General features: G+C 59.5%; 17 protein-coding genes and 1 pseudogene. 7 read left to right on the top strand and 11 right to left on the bottom strand.

Annotation, left to right across the window (positions count from 1 at the left end):
• Nucleotides 1–115: 115 nt before the first annotated feature.
• The 7 genes from HGO40_RS10560 (at nt 116) to HGO40_RS10530 (ending at nt 9899) form a co-directional block, all read left to right on the top strand.
• Complete coding sequence (locus HGO40_RS10560) at nt 116–2047, top strand: type VI secretion system Vgr family protein (RefSeq protein ID WP_250962938.1); 1932 nt, start codon at nt 116–118, stop codon at nt 2045–2047.
• Nucleotides 2048–2065: 18 nt separating this feature from the next.
• Nucleotides 2066–2488: a DcrB-related protein gene (locus tag HGO40_RS10555; RefSeq protein WP_250962937.1), complete on the top strand. Its 423-nt coding sequence runs from the start codon at nt 2066–2068 to the stop codon at nt 2486–2488.
• A gap of 247 nt (nt 2489–2735) precedes the next feature.
• Entirely contained in the window at nt 2736–7112 is a 4377-nt protein-coding gene (locus HGO40_RS10550; RefSeq protein WP_250962936.1) for an RHS repeat-associated core domain-containing protein, read from the top strand.
• A 9-nt stretch (nt 7113–7121) separates the two neighbouring features.
• The gene (locus HGO40_RS10545; RefSeq protein WP_250962935.1) at nt 7122–7541 is read left to right on the top strand and encodes a hypothetical protein; all 420 of its coding nucleotides are present in this window, start codon (nt 7122–7124) and stop codon (nt 7539–7541) included.
• A 95-nt stretch (nt 7542–7636) separates the two neighbouring features.
• Entirely contained in the window at nt 7637–8107 is a 471-nt protein-coding gene (locus HGO40_RS10540; RefSeq protein WP_250962934.1) for a hypothetical protein, read from the top strand.
• A 322-nt stretch (nt 8108–8429) separates the two neighbouring features.
• On the top strand, nt 8430–9008 hold the full coding sequence (locus HGO40_RS10535) for a DUF1349 domain-containing protein (protein ID WP_502943260.1): 579 nt from the start codon (nt 8430–8432) through the stop codon (nt 9006–9008).
• Between the two features lie 531 nt (nt 9009–9539).
• Nucleotides 9540–9899 carry a DUF6124 family protein gene (locus HGO40_RS10530; protein ID WP_250962933.1) on the top strand — a complete coding sequence of 120 codons (360 nt, stop codon included), beginning with the start codon at nt 9540–9542 and terminating at the stop codon, nt 9897–9899.
• Between the two features lie 600 nt (nt 9900–10499).
• Here the strand turns inward: HGO40_RS10530 and HGO40_RS30505 are convergent.
• From HGO40_RS30505 to HGO40_RS10480, 11 genes and pseudogenes are all read right to left on the bottom strand, one after another.
• Nucleotides 10500–10622 carry a hypothetical protein gene (locus HGO40_RS30505; protein WP_284739065.1) on the bottom strand — a complete coding sequence of 41 codons (123 nt, stop codon included), beginning with the start codon at nt 10620–10622 and terminating at the stop codon, nt 10500–10502.
• Entirely contained in the window at nt 10616–11152 is a 537-nt protein-coding gene (locus HGO40_RS10525) for a hypothetical protein (RefSeq protein WP_250962932.1), read from the bottom strand. The genes HGO40_RS30505 and HGO40_RS10525 overlap by 7 nt, the downstream gene beginning before the upstream one ends.
• Before the next feature lie 9 nt (nt 11153–11161).
• Nucleotides 11162–12094, bottom strand: a complete 933-nt coding sequence (locus tag HGO40_RS10520; protein ID WP_250962931.1) for a serine/threonine-protein kinase — start codon at nt 12092–12094, stop codon at nt 11162–11164.
• A complete protein-coding gene (locus tag HGO40_RS10515) occupies nt 12091–12816 on the bottom strand; it encodes a PP2C family protein-serine/threonine phosphatase (protein WP_250962930.1) in 726 nt (241 codons plus the stop codon). Before HGO40_RS10515 ends, HGO40_RS10520 begins: the two co-directional genes overlap by 4 nt.
• Nucleotides 12816–16289, bottom strand: coding sequence for a type VI secretion system membrane subunit TssM (tssM, locus tag HGO40_RS10510; protein WP_250962929.1), 3474 nt, complete (start codon nt 16287–16289; stop codon nt 12816–12818). Before tssM ends, HGO40_RS10515 begins: the two co-directional genes overlap by 1 nt.
• 13 nt (nt 16290–16302) lie before the next feature.
• On the bottom strand, nt 16303–17166 hold the full coding sequence (gene icmH / locus HGO40_RS10505) for a type IVB secretion system protein IcmH/DotU (protein ID WP_250962928.1): 864 nt from the start codon (nt 17164–17166) through the stop codon (nt 16303–16305).
• 5 nt (nt 17167–17171) lie between these two features.
• The gene (gene tssK / locus HGO40_RS10500; RefSeq protein ID WP_250962927.1) at nt 17172–18503 is read right to left on the bottom strand and encodes a type VI secretion system baseplate subunit TssK; all 1332 of its coding nucleotides are present in this window, start codon (nt 18501–18503) and stop codon (nt 17172–17174) included.
• Nucleotides 18500–19003, bottom strand: a complete 504-nt coding sequence (tssJ, locus tag HGO40_RS10495) for a type VI secretion system lipoprotein TssJ (RefSeq protein WP_250962926.1) — start codon at nt 19001–19003, stop codon at nt 18500–18502. The genes tssK and tssJ overlap by 4 nt, the downstream gene beginning before the upstream one ends.
• Before the next feature lie 59 nt (nt 19004–19062).
• Nucleotides 19063–19854: pseudogene (gene tagH / locus HGO40_RS10490) on the bottom strand (type VI secretion system-associated FHA domain protein TagH); the annotation flags it as partial.
• A 20-nt stretch (nt 19855–19874) separates the two neighbouring features.
• Nucleotides 19875–20015, bottom strand: coding sequence for a type VI secretion protein (locus HGO40_RS10485; protein ID WP_250962924.1), 141 nt, complete (start codon nt 20013–20015; stop codon nt 19875–19877).
• 61 nt (nt 20016–20076) lie between these two features.
• On the bottom strand, nt 20077–21597 hold the full coding sequence (locus HGO40_RS10480; RefSeq protein ID WP_446533680.1) for a sigma-54 interaction domain-containing protein: 1521 nt from the start codon (nt 21595–21597) through the stop codon (nt 20077–20079).

The following is a 21597-nucleotide window of genomic DNA, read 5'->3' as shown; positions in this document are numbered from 1 at the left end:
GAAGGCTGCGATCTTTTGATCTTTCGCTTTAGACTCAAGGGTCTGGGCAAAGATCGCAGCCTCGCGTTGCTCGACAGCTCCTACGAGGATGCAAGGCATCAACAAGGGATAATTGATGTTATTCAACCAAGCCACACGCCTGGCCAAGATCACCAGCCCCCTCGGACCCGAGGTTCTGCTGCTCAAGGACATGGGCGGCGGCGAAGAGCTGGGGCGGCTGTTCAACTACGAGTTGCAGTTGCACTCGCTGGACAACGCCATCGACCTCAACCAGTTGCTCGGCAAGCCCATGTGCGTGAGCCTGCAACTCGATGGCGGTGGCGAGCGCTACTTCCATGGCATCGTCGCCCGTTGCAGCCAGAACGTCGACCAGGGCCAGTTCGCCAGCTACCAGGCCACCTTGCGCCCGTGGCGTTGGCTGCTGACCCGCACCTCCGATTGCCGGATTTTCCAGAACCTGACCATCCCGCAGATCATCAAGCAGGTGTTCCGCGACCTGGGTTTTTCCGATTTCGAAGATGCCTTGAGCCACCCCTATCGGGAGTGGGAATACTGCGTGCAGTACCGCGAGACCAGTTTTGATTTCGTCAGCCGGCTGATGGAGCAGGAAGGGATCTACTATTTCTTCCGTCACGAGCAGGGCCGTCACGTGTTGGTGCTGGCCGATGCCTATGGCGCCCACACCACGGCACCCGGCTACGGTTCGGTGCCCTACTACCCCAAGAATGAGCAACAGCGCGAGCGCGATCATATTCATGATTGGCACTTGGCCCAGGAAGTCCAACCGGGTTCGCTGGAACTCAACGACTACGACTTCCAACGCCCCAGCGCGCGCATCGACGTGCGCTCGGCCATGCCCCGTCCGCACACCGCCGGCGACTATCCGCTCTACGACTATCCCGGCACCTATGTGCAAAGCGAGGACGGCGAACACTACGCCCGCACCCGCATCGAGGCCTTGCAGACCTTGCACGAGCAAGTCGAACTGGCGGGCAATGCCCGGGGCCTGGGCTCGGGGCATCTGTTCAGCCTCACGGGTTTTAGCCGCCAGGACCAGAACCGCGAGTACCTGATCGTCGGCGCTCGCTATTACCTCTCCCAGGAAAGCGGCGAGACCGGTGGCGGCGCGCCAACCGCGCAGTTCGAAAGCAGCCTGACCTGCATCGACGCCCAGCAGAGTTATCGTCCGTTGGCGATTACTCATCGCCCCATCGTCAAAGGCCCGCAAACCGCGCTGGTGGTCGGGCCCAAGGGCGAGGAAATCTGGACCGATCAGTTCGGCCGAGTGAAGGTGCATTTCTATTGGGACCGTCACGACCAGTCCAACGAGAACAGCTCGTGCTGGATCCGTGTGTCGCAATCCTGGGCCGGGAAAAACTGGGGCTCGATGCAAATCCCGCGCATCGGCCAGGAAGTCATCGTGAGCTTTCTCGAGGGTGATCCAGACCGCCCGATCATCACCGGCCGCGTCTATAACGCCGAACAGACCGTGCCCTACGACCTGCCAGATAACGCGACCCAGAGCGGCATGAAAAGCCGTTCGAGCAAGGGCGGCACGCCGGCGAATTTCAACGAAATCCGCATGGAAGACAAGAAAGGCGCCGAGCAGTTGTACATCCATGCCGAGCGCAACCAGGACATCGTGGTCGAGGTGGACGAGAGCCATTCGGTGGGCCATGACCGCAACAAAAGCATCGGCCACAACGAAACGGAGACCATCGGCAACAACCGCCTGCGCATCGTCAAGCAGGAGGACATCCTCTCGGTGGGCCAGCGCCAGACCGACAGCATCAGCCAGAGCTACGTCATCGAAGTGGGCGAGAACCTGCGCCTGGTGTGCGGGGAAAGCATCCTGGAGCTTAACGCCAGCGGCCAGATCAACCTGACCGGCGTGCAGATCAGCTTCTACGCCAGCGGCGATGCCGAGTTCAACACCGGCGGCGTGCTGCACCTGAACAACGGTGGCGGCCCGGGCGCCACGCCGGACGGCCAGGGCGTCAAGGGCAGAATCGATGCCAACATCAGCGCCGCGTTCCCCAAGGGCTAACTTCGAGATTCAAGCGCCATGACTTACCGCCTCAACGAATTCCAGCTCCAGCTGCCGCCAAGCGAGTTGCTGGACGCGACGATCAATATCCTCAAGTTTCCTGAACTGGGCACCTCCCTGATCGTCAGCCGCAGCTTGCTGGCCGAAGGCGAGACCCTGCAAAGCAACCTCGACGACCAGCTCAAGCGCCTGGAAAAACAGGTCCAGCAACTGCGCTGCCAGCCGGGCGCCACCGTGCGCGTGGGCGCCAACCAGGAAGTCGAAGCCATCGAATTGCGCAGCCAGTTCAACAAGGGCAATGAAAAGGTTTTCCAGTATCAGCTCGCACTGGTACTGCCCGGCACCCGCAAGATGCTGGCCCTGAGTTACGTGAACGCCGAGAAACTGGGCGATGCCGAAGCGGCGCATTGGGCGACGATCAAGGGTTCGCTGGTGTTCTGATGGCCTCCATCAATCGACTGTGGGAGCGAGCTTGCTCGCGATTGCGGTGGGTCAGGCACTGATGAGGTTGACTGAACGGGCCCCATCGCGAGCAAGCTCGCTCCCACAGGGGCAAACCAAAGCGGATCAAGCGCCAGAAATGGCATCAATCAGCATGCCGTCACCCACAAGGACACCGGCGCAATGGAAGGCATCAAATTGCTTGAACACACACTCCACAGCCACCCTGTCCACCTGAGCGACTTGCATGTCTGACGCGCTCTGGGCCGCCCGCCTGGGCGATGCACTCAACCACACCTCGATGATGGCCGACATCCTCGGCGGCGTCCTGGAAGTGGCGGCGAACATCGCGATCACCGCCCTGGCGACCGCCGCCGTGGTCGCGGCCACGGGCATCACCGTGGTCACCGGCGGCCTGGGCTGCTTCGTCCTGGGCCTGGTGGTGGGCACCATCGTCGGCCTGGCCATGAGCAAGACCGGGGCCGACAAAGGCTTGAGCAATATATGCGAGGGCATCGGCAACGCCCTCTTTCCGCCCACGGTGCAGGCCAACATCCTCACCGGCTCCAAAGACACCTTTACCAACAACATCCCCTCGGCCCGCGCCGCTGGCGCTGTTGTGTCCCACGTCGCACCGGCCGGCACCGAACTGGACATGCCCGAGCCGGAAGAAGAAGCCGAAACCAGTTACCTGGACATGGCCGGGGAATTCTTTTCGCAGATGTGGCGCCCCACGGTCGCCTCGCCGGCCCCCGGTACGGAGACCCGGCCAGAAGACCTGGTGATCTGCACCAAGCACCCACCGAGGCCACCGCAATTCATGGCCGAAGGCTCGGAAAAGGTCACCATCAACGGCCAGCCCGCCGTGCGCAGTGGCGACCGCAGCACCTGCGATGCGACGGTGGTGTCGGCCGGGCTGATCTCGCCCGACGTGACCATCGGCGGCGGTTCGGTGGTGGTGCGCGAGATTCGCAGCGGCAAGACCCCGGGCGTCGGCCTGGCAGTCACAGCGTTGCTGATGCTCAAGGGCGGCAAGGGCAAGTTCTTCAGCAAACTGCCGTGCATGCTCGTGGGCGGCGCGGTGTCCATGGCCGCCAGCAGCGCGGCGAACGCAGCGGCCAATGCGGCCATGGGTTCGTCGAACCCGGTGCATGCCGCCACCGGGGCCAAAGTGCTGGGCGGTGACGAGGAGCTGGATTTCGTCTTGCCCGGCATCCTGCCCATCGACTGGCAACGCGTGTACAACAGCCGCGATGAACGCCGGGATACCTTGTTCGGCACCGGCTGGAGCGTGGCCTACGAAGTCCAAGTCGAGATCCTGCCCCACCCCGAGGGCGGCGAAACCCTGGTCTACACCGACGAACAAGGCCGGCCCATCGACATGGGTTCCATCCCCTTGGGCGGCGCGGTGTTCAGCGCCGGCGAAGGCCTGGCCGTGCGCCGCCATGTGGATGAGCGATTGCTGATCGAAAGCGAAGACGGCCTGTACCGTCTGTTCGAACCTTCGCCCGCCAACCCTTCGCACTTGCGCCTGAGTCAACTGGGCGACCGCAACGACAACCGCATCCACCTCGACTACGACGAGGCCGGACGCCTGGTGCGGCTGCGCGACACCTTCGACCTGGTGCAAGTCGAGCTGATTCGTGAAGGCGAACGCGTCACCCACATCGAGCGCCTCTACCCCGACCAATCCCGCGAAGTGCTGGTCAGCTACGCCTACGACGCGGCGAACACCCTCGCCGAAGTGCGCGACGCCACCGGCCAGGTCCAACGGCGCTTCCGCTACGACACCGGGCAACGGATGGTCGAGCACCAGTTGCCCACCGGCCTGCACTGCTTCTACGAATGGGCCCTGAGCGACGACCAGGAATGGCGCGTGGTCCGGCACTGGACCGACGAAGGCGACGCCTACCAGTTCGACTATGACCTTGCCGCTGGCATCACCCGCATCAGCGACAGCCTGCAACGCGTGAGCATTCGGCAGTGGAACAGCCAGCATCAGATCACCCGGTTCAGCGACAACCTAGGCCAGACGTGGTTGTTCGAGTGGAACGATGAGCGCCAGATGCTCGGTGCTACCGATCCGCAGGGCGGCGAGTATCAATTCAACTACGACGACGCCGGCAATCTGATCAGCGAAACCGACCCGTTGGGCCGCAGCGAATCTACCCTATGGCTCGAACATTGGGCCCTGCCGCTGGCGGACACCAACGCCGCCGGCCACAGCTGGAAATACCGCTACGATCAGCGCGGCAACTGCACAGCGGAAACCGACCCGCTGGGCCACATCACCCGCTACCGCTACGACGCCCACGGCCAGGTCGTGGAAATCATCGACGCCACCGGCAAAAGCAAAAAGCTGCGCTGGAACCCGTTCGGCCAATTGGTGGAACACGTCGATTGCTCGGGTTACCCGACGCGCTTCAGTTATGACGCGCGCGGTTACCTGCACACCATTACCGACGCCCTCGGCGAGCGCACCCAATTCAGCTACGACGCCCAAGGCCGGCTGCTCGGCAGCCAATTGCCGGACGGCCGCACCGAGCATTACCAGCGCGACACCACCGGCCAACTCACCGGCTACACCGACCCGGCCGGGCACACCACGCTTTACCAACACAACCGCCGCGGCCAGGTCCGCCAACGCACCGACGCCCAGGGCCGGCAGGTGCAGTTTGCCTACGACAGCTTCGGCCGGCTGCAAGCGCTGACCAACGAGAATGGCGAAAGCTACCGGTTTGCCTGGGATATCGGCGATCGGTTGATCGAACAACAAGATCTGGATGGCAGCGCCAAGCGCTACGACTACGACCGCCTCGACAACGTCGCGGCAGTAACGGCGATGCCCGCGCCTTACGGCACAGGCCTGGCGATTAATCCCGAAGCACCGCCGCCGCCCATCGTCCATCGCCTGGAACGCGACGCCGTGGGCCGGTTGATCGCCAAAGTCACCGACGAGGGCCGCACTGAATACAGTTACGACCCGCTGGACCAACTCACCGCCGTCACCTTCACCGACCTGCAAGGCAACGCCCAGACCCTGAGTTTCGCCTACGACGCCCTCGGCCAGTTGCTCGCCGAAAACAGCGCCGCCGGCAGCCTGCAACACCACTACGACGAACTCGGCAACCTGATCCAGAGCCAACTGCCCGATGGCCGCTGGGTCAACCGCCTGTACTACGGCAGCGGCCACCTGCACCAGATCAACCTCGACGGCCAGGTCATCAGCGACTTCGAACGCGACCGCCTGCACCGCGAAGTGCTGCGCACCCAAGGGCAGATCAGCACCCGCAGCGAATACGACCGCAGCGGCCGCCTGCGCACGCGACAACGCCGCCACAGTAGCCAACCCTCGCTGTTGCCGGCGGCGGTGCAAAAACACTTCGAGTACGACCCCGCCGATAACCTCATCGGCAAACTCGACCAGCAACCCGCCGCGCAACAGCGCCAGCTCCTGCACTACGACGCCACCGGCCGCATCATCGCCAGCCAGGACAGCCTGCACGGCCAGCGCGAAACCTTCACCTACGACGCCGCCGCCAACCTGCGGGACGGCCCGGCCCCCGGCGCCGGATTGGTGGTGCACAACAAACTGCTGACCTACCAGGACACGCGCTCCCGCTACGACGCCTTCGGCCGGATGATCGAAAAACGCAGCGCCAAACGCGGCGTGCAACATTTTGCCTACGACGCCGAAAGCCGCTTGATCGAGGTGCGCAACGACAACGGCAGCGTGGTCAACATGGCCTACGACCCGCTGGGCCGGCGCATCATCAAGAACGAGCATGACAACAACGGTTACCCGCTGGGCGAAACCCGCTTCACCTGGGACGGTCTGCGCCTGTTGCAGGAAAATCGTCACCAGCAAACCAGCCTGTACCTCTACGAAGACGACGGCTACGAACCCCTGGCCCGCGTCGACGGCAGCGGCCCGCTGCAAAAGATCCGCTACTACCACCACGACCTCAACGGCCTGCCGGAACAACTCACCGAAGCCGACGGACACAACGTTTGGCAGGCCACGTATCGGGTGTGGGGTAACACGCTGGAAGAGGTGCGCGAGCCGTATTACATCGAAGAGCAGAATTTGCGGTTCCAGGGGCAGTACCTGGACCGGGAAACCGGACTGCATTTCAATACGTTCAGGTTTTATGATCCGGATGTGGGGCGGTTTACGACGCCGGATCCGATTGGGTTGGCGGGGGGGATTAATTTTTATGCCTATGCGAAAAACCCCATCGGGTGGATAGACCCACTCGGATTAACGTGCACTAAAGCCTTCAACAAAAGGCATAACATTTCAAAGAAATGGGTCAGTAAGCTTTCGGGAAAAACGCCTCAACAGGTGGAAGCCATGCTATTGAAAAAAGGCTATACCAAAAGCATTACAAACCTGAACACCAACAAAACCCAACATACTCAGTTCACCCGGTCTACAAAGTCAGGACAAAAAGACGTTTTAGACTTCCACCCTGGTGGCGGCGACCATACGTCGAACTATTGGAAGGTGTACAGAAATGGTGAGGTTCAGGGGCGAATAGCTCCTACAGGTTTTGAAAACTACGACAGAATTGTAAGCAGCCCCGTTTTTATAGATGGCGTCTTAATGAACGCTCCCAAATAGAGGAATCCCATGGACATCACTAATCTAATAGTTCCCAAAAAATCAATCGGCGGAGTATGCATCGGAGATAGCATAGAAAAAATTGAAGCGGGCCTTTCAGGTCACTATAAAATTCACAAAGAACAAAACTCGCTCACCCTAGACGACGGCTTTATCAGAGCATATTACGGCCCGGACGGAATTATTACCGCGATTTCCTGCAACTCAAAATTCACCGGCAGCTATCAAAATAAGTTATGGGCAGGCATGACGGTAGCAGAAGTCCTCACGCATTCTAAAGAGCAAATAGCGTGGTCCGGCTTCGTACAAGTGGATAAGATCAGCGGCAGCGGACTGTCATTACCAGAGGAGCACGATGATTTTGAGTCGTTAACCGACCACTTCGCTCTCGACTTTATATTCGATGAGCTTTGGGTTTACGATTTCTGAACCCGTCAACCCATTCGCCTAAAATAAGGCTTGCACGGGCCAGCCTTAGCACGATGCATGAACGTAAACGGTACGTTGATTAACGGTTGAATTTGATGATAGATCTTGCAGCTGAAATAAAATCTAAGCATTCAATTGCGAACATCTTATTGCAAGACAATATCTCAACCTACATGAATGAGCTCTACGAGCATCATAAAGTCGAGATAAAGAACTACACGTTACCTGACGGCGAGACAAGAACAGCGTACATAATCGATAGTACGCTCACCCTCTCGAGCCTTCCTGACGGAACAATTTTTTCAATCGGTTGCAACGAGCAATACAAAGGGCTTTACCAGAACATGCTTTCTGCAGGAATGCCTTTTGACCAGATAAAAAAACTGACCAAACGCCAGCGCATATTTAATGGCGTCATAATCCTTAACGAGGACTTCGGCCTCTGTTATGTCTTACCAGCGCCTTATGACGAAATAGCTGACAGCATCGAGAATATACCGCCGACGCTAACGCTAAATGAAATCTACATATCGGACTTTTCTTCCTGGCTTCATAAACCGCAATAACATAAACCATCAAATTATCCGTCTGAATTCCAGCTAGAAAAAGGCAGACCGGAACGCTGGCTGAGCACAAGATTTGAGGCGAAACGCAAATCCCGTGGCGAGGGAGCTTGCTCCCGCTGGGTGGCGAAGCCACCCTACAACAGGGCTGGCGCATTCTTCCAGGCAAACCGCGTCAGCCAGTTTACGACGGCTGCGCCGCCAACCCAGCTTGGTTCTGCGCAAGCCAGATTCTTATCACCCATGTTCAGCGATAAAAATTGTGGAGGGTAGCTTGGTCGATAAAAAGCAGATTGCAGTGGCCAACCAAGATTTTGAAGACTCTATATGGCGAGCTGCCAAGTGGTTGAATAAACCGAGCCATTCTCTCGTCTATCCAGACGGTTCATTGGAGGTGATCACTGATCTCCAGACCGACTTTTGGCGTGAAACCCACTACGGTTTCACACGCGATAGCGGACATTTCCTGGGGTTCCCAACCGCCGGAGGCTTTACCGCTCAAGTCAGAGTCAATGCCGACTTTCGCGAGCTTTACGATCAAGCTGGCATCATGATCAGGCTCAACGAGGAGACCTGGGTCAAGGCGGGGATAGAGTTTAACGATGGGAACCCAATGATCAGTAGCGTTCTCACCCAGGGCCGTTCGGACTGGGCGCCTAGCTATTTTTCCGGCAACCCCGGCGACTTTTGGCTTCGCATGACCGTCGCCAATGGCGTGCTGCGCTTGCAATATTCAACGGATGGCCTGAACTGGCCGTTGCTTAGGCTCGCCCCCTTTCCTGAGGCGGAAAGTTATCTGGTCGGCCCGATTTGCTGCACACCGCAGCGGCAAGGCCTGAAGGTGAAGTTTTCCGAGTGGTGTTTGACACGTCCCTTGGAGCGAGACCTGCATGATTTGAGCTAAGCGGACATGTTCGAAGGCAGGCCTACCTTGTAAAGCTGTCAGGCCAGTTAACAGGCGGAGTGAGGGTGTTCGAACACCGGCCCGACCAACCCTCCGGACCTGCATCAACCGCTCTACGAAAGATGCGCCGCGGAGCGGGAGCGAGCTTCCTCGCCCCGCATTCAGGGCATTACGAAGGCTTGTTTATTCGCCCTCCCCAACGCTTCCACCAAACTACGAATCCTTGCGCCATTGCCTACAACTACGCCAGAATTCGCCCGCTTGTGCGCCTTGTCCATGGGTTCTATCGTTTCCCTGCCACTGCCCATCAGTGGTCGGGCTTGGCGGCCCGGTACACGAAAGGCGCAACAGCCCCTCGATATGATTGCCATGCTCTCTGGCATTGGCATCCCCATGTTATGGCGGGTTGCGCAAGGATCCCTTCGGGGATGCCGGGTTCCTTTCGTTCCGGTCCGCCAATCTTGCGTAACCCGTCACCCCATCTGCTTGGCGGCAGACGGTGATGGTTCCTCTTACGAAAGGAGCTGCACCATGTTCAAAATTACACCGAATCCCCCCGAAGCAGATCGCACCTCTGCGTCCACTCAATCCAAGACTAAGAAACAAGACGAAGCAGAAAAGCGCGTCTTGGATTATTACCTGCATCCGAAACCGGAAAAGTCCGAAGATGTATCCAAACCGGGCCAGCTCTTCACCGTGTCAAAAAACGCCGACAACGAATGCCTGCTCGCCAACCTCAGCGAAAACCTGGCATCCGCCGATGCGATGATCAGCAACCTGGCCATCGACCTCGAAGGCCCCCGCCGCCACATTGCCCTCGGCATCCAGCAACTGATCGAACTGAGTTCAATGCTGGCCAACCGTGTGCTGGATAACGTCGACCCACGATAGCCGCAGCACCACCACCCCCGTGGCGAGGGAGCTTGCTCCCGCTGGGTGGCGAAGCCGCCCCAAAACAGGCTGACGCATTTCTCCGGAAAAACCGCATCAGCCGGTTTACGACGGCTGCGCCGCCGAGCGGGAGCAAGCTCCCTCGCCACGGATCGCGTACACCTTGAGACAGCGCATGAACGTGCTGCCGCCTTCGCGAGCAAGCTCGCTCCCACAGGGGATTGGTAGTTATCCGTTCTGTGAAACTCAGCCTGAACGTTTCGAGTTAAGAAAAAATCCGCAAAACTGGCTCAAATGAAGATTTTCTTGGCGCCCCGAAAGAAATCTTGCGCCACAGGCCGAACATTAAGCATTTCCGCTATGACGGCTCACCCCTCGGCCATTCATCACATTTGATTGACGGTACGCTCAAAGGCGAACAGTCTATCCTTGGGCGCGAAACCAGTTGCCTCCCAGCGGCTATAACTGGCGTAGGAACCCCGTCGATGGTTGGGACATCAGCGTAGGGTGAGACCTCCACACCCCTGCTTGAGGGTGTGTATATGAATATCAAGCTTAAATTCAAGGGCTACTGTCACCAGTAGCCCTTTTCTTTGCCTGTCACAAAAGCGTGTAGCGCTTGTACAGCAGCTCGCCATGGCGGTGCTTGTTGAGCGATTTCGCGTCAGTGTGCATGAAGTTCCACAGCATCTGCCCCTCGAAGAACACAACGCTTACTAACATTTGCCGCTTGACTCATACGCGCCGATGAACGCCAGACGATCAGTGCCGTCAGTAAAGGCAACTTTCCACACTTCCAACGGCCCTGTGAGCGTATCTAGAGCAAGCCTCACGTAGCGCTCACGGGCATCCATTCGCTTTTCGACGATGTGGTAAATGCTGCTGCGCAAAATGGTCACGTCGCCCATGGGCGTCTCGACGGTTAGGGACAAGATCGCTGGGTCAATAAATCCCAGGTACTGAGCCGTCACCTTGATGGCGTCTTCATGGTTAGTCGCCGCAATCACTTCCTCAAGGGCGTGTGTACGCAGCTCACGCGCCAGGGTACGCAGGTCGGGAAGATTGCTATCGACCCAAGTGGGCTGGCCTTTTACTTCAGAAATCTTCGATAGGAGAGTGTCCGTGCTCAAACGTCGTCGCTCAATTTTGGCGTTGGTTAGGTCATCGTTGCGCCATGCCCAGAGAAAAATGTTCGCAGCAGCCCAGCGCAACCAATAAGGACCAGGTGGGCCGGGTAGGTGACCAGATGCCATGCATCCCCTTTACCACCAGAAAGACACATCCCTTAAGGCATCACGCAATCGAACCGCACTAACACGCCGCTGCCCCGGCTCAAACGCCAACGCCGTTCGCAGTGCCGGCCAGCAACGCCTGGGCAGGTTTTGCGGAGCCTTGAGCCCGCGATCCAACCGGGTATCGCGAGCCTGGGTGGCGGGCAGGCGTCGGAACGGGTGTTTGCCGCTCGCCAGTTCATACAACACGCAAGCCACACCATAGACATCGGCACTCGCAGATAGGGGCGCACCTTCAAGCAGTTCAGGCGCCGCGTACCCAGGGGTCCAGGCGTTGAGGCGTTCACGGTTCAGGTTCGGCAGGTGCTGCGAAGGCCCTTCCTCGGCCAGGCCCAAGCCAAAATCGAACAGGCGCAGGCCTTCTTCGCTCAACATGATGTTGCTGGGCTTCATATCGCCGTGCAGTACGCCACGTCCATGAGCATACGCCAGGGCATCGAGCAGCGGCACGGCGATCGCCTTCAGTTCGGGCCAAGGCAGCCCCAGGGGACGTTCGCACAGCAATTGGTCCAGGGTCAGCCCGCGCATCAACTCCATGGTGATGAAAGCCCGTCGTTGGGCGGCATCCACTTCGAAGGTGTAGGGACGCAAGATATTCGGGTGGTGCAATCGCCGCATCAGGGCGAACTCGCTGTAGAGCAGCGCGCTCGCGTCGGCTGATTCGTCGAATGCTCCACTGAGCATTTTCAACGCAAGGTACGGATCAGGGTCGGCATATTGTTCATGCAATAAATCTCGCGCGCGGTAAACAACGCCCATGCCGCCCGCCCCCAGCAAGCGTTCGAGGCGATAGCGTCCTGCGAGTAGGTCCGGTAATTCGCTGAGGCAACGCTGACCGGATGCCACAGCGGGCACCGGGTTGGCAAAGGCGAAATACGTAGGATGGCCACCCTCTTCATTCACGCTCGGATCACTACAGCGGTCAGGTTATCCCGCGCCGGGCCACGCAAGACGACATCGAAAAGCTGCTCAAGGACCTTACATGGCGAAGCCAGGCTCAAGGCGTTGCCAAGGGCCCGTGCGCCAAAGCCCTGATACAGGCCGTCGCTACATAGCAGGAACGTATCGCCCGGGTGAACATCCAGTTCCAACACCTCCAACTTCAGTTCTGGCGCGGCGCCCACTGCGCGAGTCAACGCCTGGGCCGCAGGGTGAGCACCGGCCTCATCGCGGCTGATGTGTTGCGTGTCCATCAGTTGCTGTTGCAATGAGTGATCCTTGGTCAATTGGTACAACCGTCGACCGCGCCACAGGTAACAACGGCTATCGCCCGCCCAAATGCACACGCCGCGGTTCCCTTCCAGCAACAGCACCACCACCGTGCTGCCAGTAATGCCAGGATGATCGTCGGTGACGGTAAGTTCCTGGCTCAGCCGCCGATTGGTCCAGCGCAGGCATTGACGCACCGCTTTGGAACGTTGATCCAGGTCCTGGCAGACTGGCAGTTCCGTCAGGTTGGCCACGATCAACTGGCTGGCGATGTCACCGCCCGAGTGGCCGCCCATACCGTCAGCGACAGCCCATATTCCCCATTGTGGGCGGTCAAGAAAGGCATCCTCATTACGTGCCCGGGTCTTGCCGGGATGCGTACGCGCGGCGCTGCGCCAGGGGCCTGATTGTGGCATCAAAGCTGCGCCGGCAGACGGAATGTGCGCAGCACGCTCATGTCGAACGGGTTCGGTGTGCGCTGGCTCGTCAGCAAATAATTGGCACGCAGGCCACCCAAGTCCGCCTTCAACACGCGTACATCACGCCCGGTCAGGTATTCGCTCTGCATCAGGTCGAACAAACGAAACAGTGACCACGGCCCGGTATTTTTTTCCATGCCGACGCCGCGTCCGACCATTTTGTCCAGCACCAGGGCGGTTCGACCATCCTGCGCGTCACTTGGCCAGGTAAACGCCACCGGCAGGATCGGACCGTGGCGGTACTCAAGCGTCTGGTCGCCAAAGCGGAATTCAGCACGGCTCACCGCCGGATCCAACGTGTACGGTTCAAGCGTGAACTGCACTTGCGGTTCGTTCGGGTTATCGGCGAAAAAGCTCCGCCGGATGGCCTGCGCGGTCGCCATCTGATCCAGGTAGACACGGGACATCGGCAAGCTCTGGCCGTCGATGCTGCGCAGGCGATAGTTTCCTTCGGCGCCGCTGATGAAGGGCTGCATGTAATGGTTGAAGAATCGATCGACGATGCCCTGGTCCTTGAAAAATACCCGGAAGTCGTTGAGCGCAACGTCGCTGGCACTGTGGGCGCTGAACGGGTACCGCTTGTTGATCGCCTTGCCATAAAAGCTGTACAGCTCGCTCTGATACCGCTGGTTCAGGTAACGATAAGCGTCGTTGAGCACCAAACGCCAACTGTCCTCGGCCAGTACGTTGAACCACCCATTGACCGGTCGCGGCAGGCGAGCAGAGGCATTGCGCAGCTTGCTCAACCCATCGCGCTGGCCATCCATGCGGTGCCTGGCCAGTTCGAACGCTGCTTGTTCCGGCGCACTGGCCCGGGCCAGGTTCGCCAATTGCAATTGCACCTCATCGAGGGCACGCAAGGCCTGGACCAGATCAGCCGTGGGCCCACCCTCTTCATCCAATAGGCGATGCAGCGGTTCGAAACGCCTTCGCAAGGATTTTTGCGCAGTGTCCGGCAGATGCTCGGTCAGGGACGCAGCGGCTTTCCCCGCCACGGCGGCAAGTTTCTTATCGGCTGCTCCTTGCTTCCCTGCTGCTGGCGGCAGGTCGTCGAATACTTCGGCAACAGTCTGGAAGCGGGTGTTTTCGCGCACCTGTACCAGCAGCCGCAAAATCGGCGAATGAGCCGAGGTCAGGCCCGCAAGTTGCTCGGCGCCCTCGCCCGCATTGCTGATGGTCTGGAGGGCGACCTGGCCGACCGCCTCGCTCCAGTGGTCGGCATAATCACGAAAATACAGTTGCTCCAGCTCGACCATCAGGCGCCGCATGTCCATAGCACTAAGACTCTCACTCTCTCCCAGCACCCAGTTGTCCCGCAGCAGTTCGGTGACGAGGGTCGCACCTCGAACCGAAAAGTAGCGTTCATAACCTTGTCGGGTATAGATACCGGGAATCTCACGGTCAGTGCCGACCAGCAGCGCCCCTTGTGACCCCAGGTGTGGGTTGAGTCGATATGGCGGCAGATGACTGGCCTGTTCATGCAGCATCCTGTACATGACGGCAGCCAAGGACTCACGGCGAAGGGCCTCCCGGGCCTGGGTCACCAGTGGCTCGTTGAGCACCTGGATGAAGGGCAGCTCCAACAGGCGCGCAAAGTGAGCATTCAAACGCTCTTGCAGCGCCGTGTTGCCGGGGTAACGAAGCGATCCGTCTTTGGCCACCCGATCCTTGAGCCAGGCGACATCGCGACGCTCTTTCAAGCCCAGCATCAAGTACGCGCGCAGGCTGTCGAGCAGTTGCCCGCGATCATCACGGTGTTTGCGGACATGTTCCTCCAGCCTCTTCGCGATTCTTGGCAATAGCTGCGCCTGCAATTCGCGCTCGTATGCGTCGGTCACCGCAGCCTTGGTCGCTTCACCCTGATACAGGCCGACACGCTCATGCAACGGCACCGCATTGTAGGGTGGGAAAACCCGAGTGGCCTCGAAGCGGATATCCAATGATTCGAGCGTCGCGGTCCAATCATCGGTGCTCGCCGGGGTCGATTGTTGCCGATCCCAGCGCTGCGCCAGCGTACGCAAGTTGTCCAAGCGATCGTGATTGATTGAAAAAGCGTTCGCCCACAACAGCCCGCACAGGCCAACGACCGTCAGCGCTCCCAGGTACAACGCCCGCTGCCCCCAATGAATACGACGGCGTTCACGCTGAACGAGGTCGCTCAGATCGGCTTCCGGAAAAATCACCCGACTGAGCAGGTGATGAATGAATCGCGAGCGCCGTCCAGGCGCGCTATGGCTGGGCCCCAAGCTTGAATTTACGGGCTCGGAGGTCGGGGCCGTCGAACGGTCCGGCGACGATGCGCAGGTCAGATAGAAACCACGCAACGTCCCGACATTGCCGCTGAATGCCTGCTCGGCCAGTAGGCTCAGGCTGGTGCCGAGTTGTCCAAGTTGGTGGGGGAAATCAAGCATGCGACTACGGCGCAACGTGTCGCGCTCCTGATGCATGCGCATGATCATTTGGCTGTTGAGCCGATGCAGCAGTGCCTCGAACTCAGCACGTAACACGGTGATGTCACTGCCGCGCGAGTTCCGGCTGAAACTCGCGCCCAGTACCTGGTCGTTTTCCTCGCGAGTCAGTGAATCAAAGAACTCGTTAAAACCGGGTACGCTGTCTGCTTTGCTCAGGATCAGGTAAATCGGGACATCGATGCGCAGTCGCCGTTGCAGTTCCTGCAGGCGACCACGAATCTGGCGGGCCAGTGTAGTGACTTCATCCTCGCTGCCCAGCAACAGGACCTCGGACGGCACGGTCACCAGCACACCGCCCAACGGACGACTGCGGCGACGCTTGCGCAACAGTTCGAGCAATACAGTCCAGCCGCTGCCGTCGAGCTCGCGGTCCGGTTGGGTCAGGTAGCGCCCGGCGGTATCGACCAGCACGGCGTGCTCGGCAAAATACCAATCGCAATGCCGAGTATCGGATCCGTTGCTGACAGCGCTTCGCGTTAGCCTATTGAACGAGAAATCCAGACCCGAGCACTCCAGCAGATGGGTTTTACCGCTGCCAGGCGGGCCTATCAGCAGATACCAGGGCAGATCGCTGCGGCCGGAATAAAGGTTCGAGGACCTTAACGTGATTAAGGCCTGCTTGAAGCGCGAGCGCACTTCGCGCCGCTCATCAACAATCCTGGCCTGATGCAGGGTTCGAGCCTGATCGGGGGCGTTTTGTTGGGAATTCGCCCTTGAACCGGCGCGCCCGTTGACGACAACCATGCCAAGGCCCCAGCCCAGCGCAAGCACGGCGACAGTCAGCAGTCGCGCCGTCGGGCTCGCCCAGAACTTGTAGTCATTGACGGCCAGAAGTGGCCCGGCGAACCACACCAACAGCGCGACACTAAGCATCAGCAGCAGCGTCCAAACCCAGGTCTGGCGTACCCAGGCACTGATTTTCCTGAAAAGCGATTTCATGACACGTCCCTGTTTACGGCAGCGGCTGAGCGGCGACCGGTTCTGACAGTTGATAAGGTTGCAATACGCTTTTGCGTTGCTCATCCAATACCCAGGCGAAACTCGCGTACATCACCCCCAGGCAGGCCAGCGTGAAAGCCGCGACCATCCAAATCGGGACAATGCGCATCGGACGGCGTCGCGCGCCGCCGAAGCCCTCCCAGTGAGGTGACAGTTCACGTGGGGTGTCGCCGCGGGTCTGGCGAATCAACCGATACAGGGCGTCACGCAGGCTTTCGAGTTCAAGCATCCCGCGGGTCTGAATCCGGTATTTGCCTTCGAAGCCCAGGGATAGGCACAAGTACAACAACTCCAGCATGGGCAAGTGCTTGAGGGGGTTCTTCGATAAGCGCTCAAGCAATTGAAAGACTTTCTCGCCACCAAAGGTTTCGTTGTGGAAGGTGCTGAGCAAACTTATCTGTGACCAACCGCCCCCGTGACCCCACGGCGTGGTGACAATCGCCTCATCAATCGCAGTGCACAACACGTAACGCGCGGCGATCAACTGACTGCTTTCAACACCGCCCTGCAAGGCACAGGTTTCGAACTGTTCCAGGCTCCGCTTCAGTTCCCCTTTAAGGGCGTGCAGGTCCTCGCGTTCACGACCGTGCTTGAGCTGAACCATGTGCGACAGCAATCCGGACGCCGCCGCAACCAGCGGATTGAGGCTGACCGTGAACGTCTGGGGCTGCGGCAGGTGCGCGGCGTAGATCATTCGCTCTTGCAACTGTTCGAAACGTGGCGGCGGGGCAGCGTCCGTCAAAGGCACTGAAGCAGTGCGTTGTCCATGTTGGTCGAGCAGGACCGTTGTTTCATCCTGAAGATGTTCCTTATCCATTTGGTTCAGTTCCTGATGGCCCAGAAATTCAATTCAAGCTCGGCGAAATCACCGCTGACATGGAATGCAAAACCTGCGGAGCGCTTCAGTTGCGCCAGGTCTTCGGCGTTGGGCTCGAGAATGAAATAGGTTTTGTTGGCATGGAACGCGATCTGCCGCGGGGCCACGGGCAGAGGCCTTATCTTGATGCCGGGCAGATGCAGGTTGACCAATTGGCGGATGTGCTCCACCGAACCGACCTTGAGGTGCGCCGGCAATCGATGGCGCAGCTCTTCGCTGTCACAGTGGGCACTTGCCGCCAGCACGAATGAAGCGGTGTCCAGCAGCGACAGGTCCTGCACCGGCGAGACGATGATTCCGTATTGGCGCGGCTGCAGCGGCAGTTCGATAGCGTGTTGCTCGAGCACCATCGACAGGACCTGGCGAATCGCTTGCATCAGGCTTCGAAAACATGCGCCTTGGTCGCTGTGCTGGTAGCGGTTGTTGAGCGTTGGTCGCTTGCTGTCACTGGAGAACGTTGCCAAGTCACCCAGCAGCGCCAGTAGCGTTCGGTACAGCGTTTCGGGGTGCACCTGCTCCAGATCCAGGTCATGACGCAGCAACAGTTCGTTGCGGTTGATCAGTTGCAACATCATGAAATCGCCGACTTGCGCACCACCGGCCTTGCCATTGGAGCGGATCCGCTCAGCCAGGGTGTCGCCTCGATGGGCAAGCATGCCGATGATTTCCTTGAGACACGACAGCAAGTAGTGGGAAGCGCGAGCCTGGATGAAGGTCGGTACAAAGTTCGGATCGAGCCTGATCACCCCATCGGCCGTGGTATCGAGCACTTCACAGAGCTTGAGCTTCACGAACGCATGATCACTCTGCCGCTCGCCCAACAGCAGGCGCAAGTCCGGACGACCGCAACTGATTTGGCTCCCTCCGGCCTCTCCGGCGTTGGAGTCGCTCACCTGCGCGTCGTAGACGGTGTAGCGCGCCAACACGTCAGACTGCTCTGGACGACGGGACTCGATGTGATTACCGGTCACCAATGGCAGCGCAAGGTAAATCGGGGTATTGCGGGTATTGGACGGTACTTCCAAGGCCAGCGGCTCGGCGTTGCCACCCAGTTCGAAAAGGCTGCCATCCGGCAGGACCCCGCTGGCCTGGCTGACCACCAGTTGCCCCATGTTGAGGAATTGCAGATCGATCTCAAGCGCCAGGAAGCCCCAGGCGTAGCTGGCCAGCAACCGGGTGCGAACCTTCAACTGATGGTCGAAGTAGCGATCGTTGTGTTGCAAATGTTGGGGGCGCAACAGCATGCCTTCCTGCCAGATGACCTTGTCGTGATTCATCGGTCAGCCACCTTGGCCAGTCGCTCAAGCGTGTTGGCGATCCCCTTCTGGTCGAGGGTCAGGCTAGCTTCGGTCAACTGTGCCGCAGCCACTGGCAGCGTATAGCGCCAGCGGGCGTGTGGCAGGTCACGGTACGCCGCGAGCAGGCCGACGTAACGGCCATCCCCGGTGATACCGAGCCTGAGCTCGACGGTTTCGCCCGGACGTAGCTCCAACTCCTCGCTGGCAACCAGATCAGGGGCCAGTGTTCCCCTCGGACGCTCATAGAGGCTGAAGAAATCGGCATTTTCAAAAGCCACCGGATGCTTGAGTTCGAACAACCGCACCACCACCGGCGATGGCCGGCCATTGAGATCAGGGTTGAGTCGGTCATTGGCCGTCAGGGTGAGGTTGAGCTTGGTCATCGTCGAAAAGGGCGACAGCGTGGTGCAACCGGCCAGCAGCAAAGTCGTGGCGAGCGCAATCAAAATCTTGGGTAGGTGCATCGTGCAGTGCAGCATGGACATCATCCGTGGTGGTCGATTTGCAGGCTGGCAATCAAGCGAACCTGTTCTTCATAGGTCTGGGCCGGGCGCAGTTCGCTTTTCAGCCCCGAGTGAATACCCAGGCTCTGTTGCAAGCCCTGAATGCTTTGCTTGAGCAGCAGCGCGGCGTTGATCGCCAAGGCTTCGCGGGCCTTGCCGTCCAGGCTTTCGAGATCCATGCCCAAGGCCGTACCGAAACGCTGCCAAAAGCCGTCGTGGAGGTGGCCAATAGTTTCGGTGGGCGGGATGGGGGCAGGCCCTGGTTCGACTGGCGCTCCGACCAGCTCCGGCAAGAGCAGGCTTTCCATGTCGATACGCGCATAATCCGGCCGCCCAAGGGCGTCCGGCGGGACGGTTGCAGGATTTATCAGCTCATCGATGTCCAGCAAGGCCCGGTCCTGCTGATCCAACGCCTTCAGCGGATCGAGCTCCAGAAAGGCGTCGTCGGGAATGAGACTGTCGATCGGCCTCGGGCGGCTCGCTTCGGCAGGCTTGTCCGCCGGCCCGGAGACCAGCCGTGCGAGGATCTCGAAATCGCCCATAATGTAGGCATTCCCATCCAGTATGGGTATCGGCTCGCCCCTGGGCAGGCGCACGCCGCTTTCGCGATGGGTCGTACCATTACCACTGGTGTCGGTCAGGAAAAATGCGCCGTCACGAAAGCTGACCTGCGCGTGACGCTTGGACAACAGGCGCTCGCGGTCAGGAATGAGCCAGTGGCAGCCCTCGCCCCGCCCGATCACGCCGCCGGTCGGCCCGAAGGTCTTTCGGCACAGCCGTGACGGGACGAACTGGCTGGCGTTGAGCATTTCAAAAACAAGTTCCATCTATCAAAAGCTCCTTGGCATCACTTGCCGCGATTGACCGCCTGCGGATCACCCAGAGGGCGATAACCACTGTCGTTGAATTTGTAATTGGCGTTACAACCGCCCAGGGCCAATGACACGAGATTCGCCGACAGGACGGCTCGCCAGGGAAAGACAGGCATGAGGAAGTCTCCAGAATGAAAGGATCGGGCTGGAACGGTTACGAATAACGCGAAGAAAGGATCAATCATTGAAATCACCGCGCTGGACGTTCAGACGCGCGAGGCGATAGATCAAGGTGCGCAGCGGCAGGCCGAGCTCGCGGGCGGCGCGGGTCTTGTTGCCCGAGTTCTCGCGCAAGCAATCGATCAGCAAACCACGTTCGATCTGCTCCATCCGCTCACGCAGGTTGATGCGGCCGCGCTCGGAAGGGGTCTCGATGTGCAATGCAAAGTGCTCGATGAGCAGTTCACCGCCCTCGCACAGGAGCACAGCCCTTTCCACGACGCTCTTGAGTTCCCGCACGTTCCCCGGGAAGCCGTAGGCCGACAGGTGATCGAGCGCCGCGTCTGACCAACACACCGGATCACGCTGCAGCAGCGTGCAAGCTTTGTCGGCAAAATGCCGCGCCAGTTCGATGATGTCGCCGTCGCGCTGACGCAACGCCGGTAGCTGGATCGGAAACTGTGCGAGACGGTAATACAGGTCTTCGCGGAACTTGCCCTCCTCCATCAATTGCTTAAGGTCGCGATGAGTCGCGGCAACGATGCGTACATCGACGTGATGGGTGTCGTTGGACCCCAAAGGACGAATTTCGCCCTCCTGCAACACTCGCAGCAACTTGGCTTGCAGGGACAACGGCATATCGCCAATTTCGTCCAGCAACAGCGTGCCGCCGTTAGCCACGTCGAACAGCCCGGCACGGTCTCGATCGGCACCGGTGAACGCCCCTCTGCGATAGCCGAAAAGCTCACTCTCCAGCAAATTCTCGGGGACCGCCGCACAGTTCTGCACGATAAACGCCTTGGATCGACGCGGACCGTGGTCATGGAGGGCCCGGGCCACCACCTCCTTGCCGGTACCGGTTTCGCCCCGCAGCAAGACGGTATAGGGACTGTGCAGGACCTTACTGATCAATGAGCAGGTCTTGCGCATGGCCATGCTCTTGCCGATCAGGCCGTAGCTGATGCCGCTCGGCAGGCTTGAGGTAACAGGTGCCTCGGCCGGACGGTGCAGACGCTGCAGCAGATGCATCTGGCCAAGGGCGAAGGCCCCGAGATGCCCCAGGGATTCAGCGACGCCATGCAAGTCGAGATGCTGAGCACTGGCACACAACAACAAGCCACCGACGCTACTCTGCGGGTCAACCAGGGGAACACAAAGCAGTGACTGCCAAGGTGTGGCCCGGGCTGGCAGGAAGCGGGTTTCGTGAACGCTGTCGCTCAACGACCCGAGGCACACCACACGATTCTGGCCCAGGGAGAATTGCAACAATTGCTCAGCCTGATAATCGGAAGGCAGGCTTTGCGGCTCACGAAAATGCAATTGGCCTTCCAGGCATTCGGTGTTCATTTCCAGGCGTGTACCGGTGGCGTCGAGCAGGTACAACTGCACCAGCTCACAACCGCTGAGCCGCGACACACCCTGGATGAAATTCCCCACCAACGCCTCACCTTCCGTCAACAGCGAGAGGTTGGAAAACTGCGCCAAGAGCGCTTCGGCATAGTCCAGTGGCTGCGAGAGTTTTTTGAACAGAGCGCCCAT

This window comes from Pseudomonas sp. CG7 (assembly GCF_023701885.1).
Classification (GTDB): Bacteria; Pseudomonadota; Gammaproteobacteria; order Pseudomonadales; family Pseudomonadaceae; genus Aquipseudomonas; species Aquipseudomonas zanjanensis.
The sequence above is the reverse complement of the archived record's forward strand: the minus strand, read 5'-3'. Positions and strand labels throughout refer to the sequence as shown.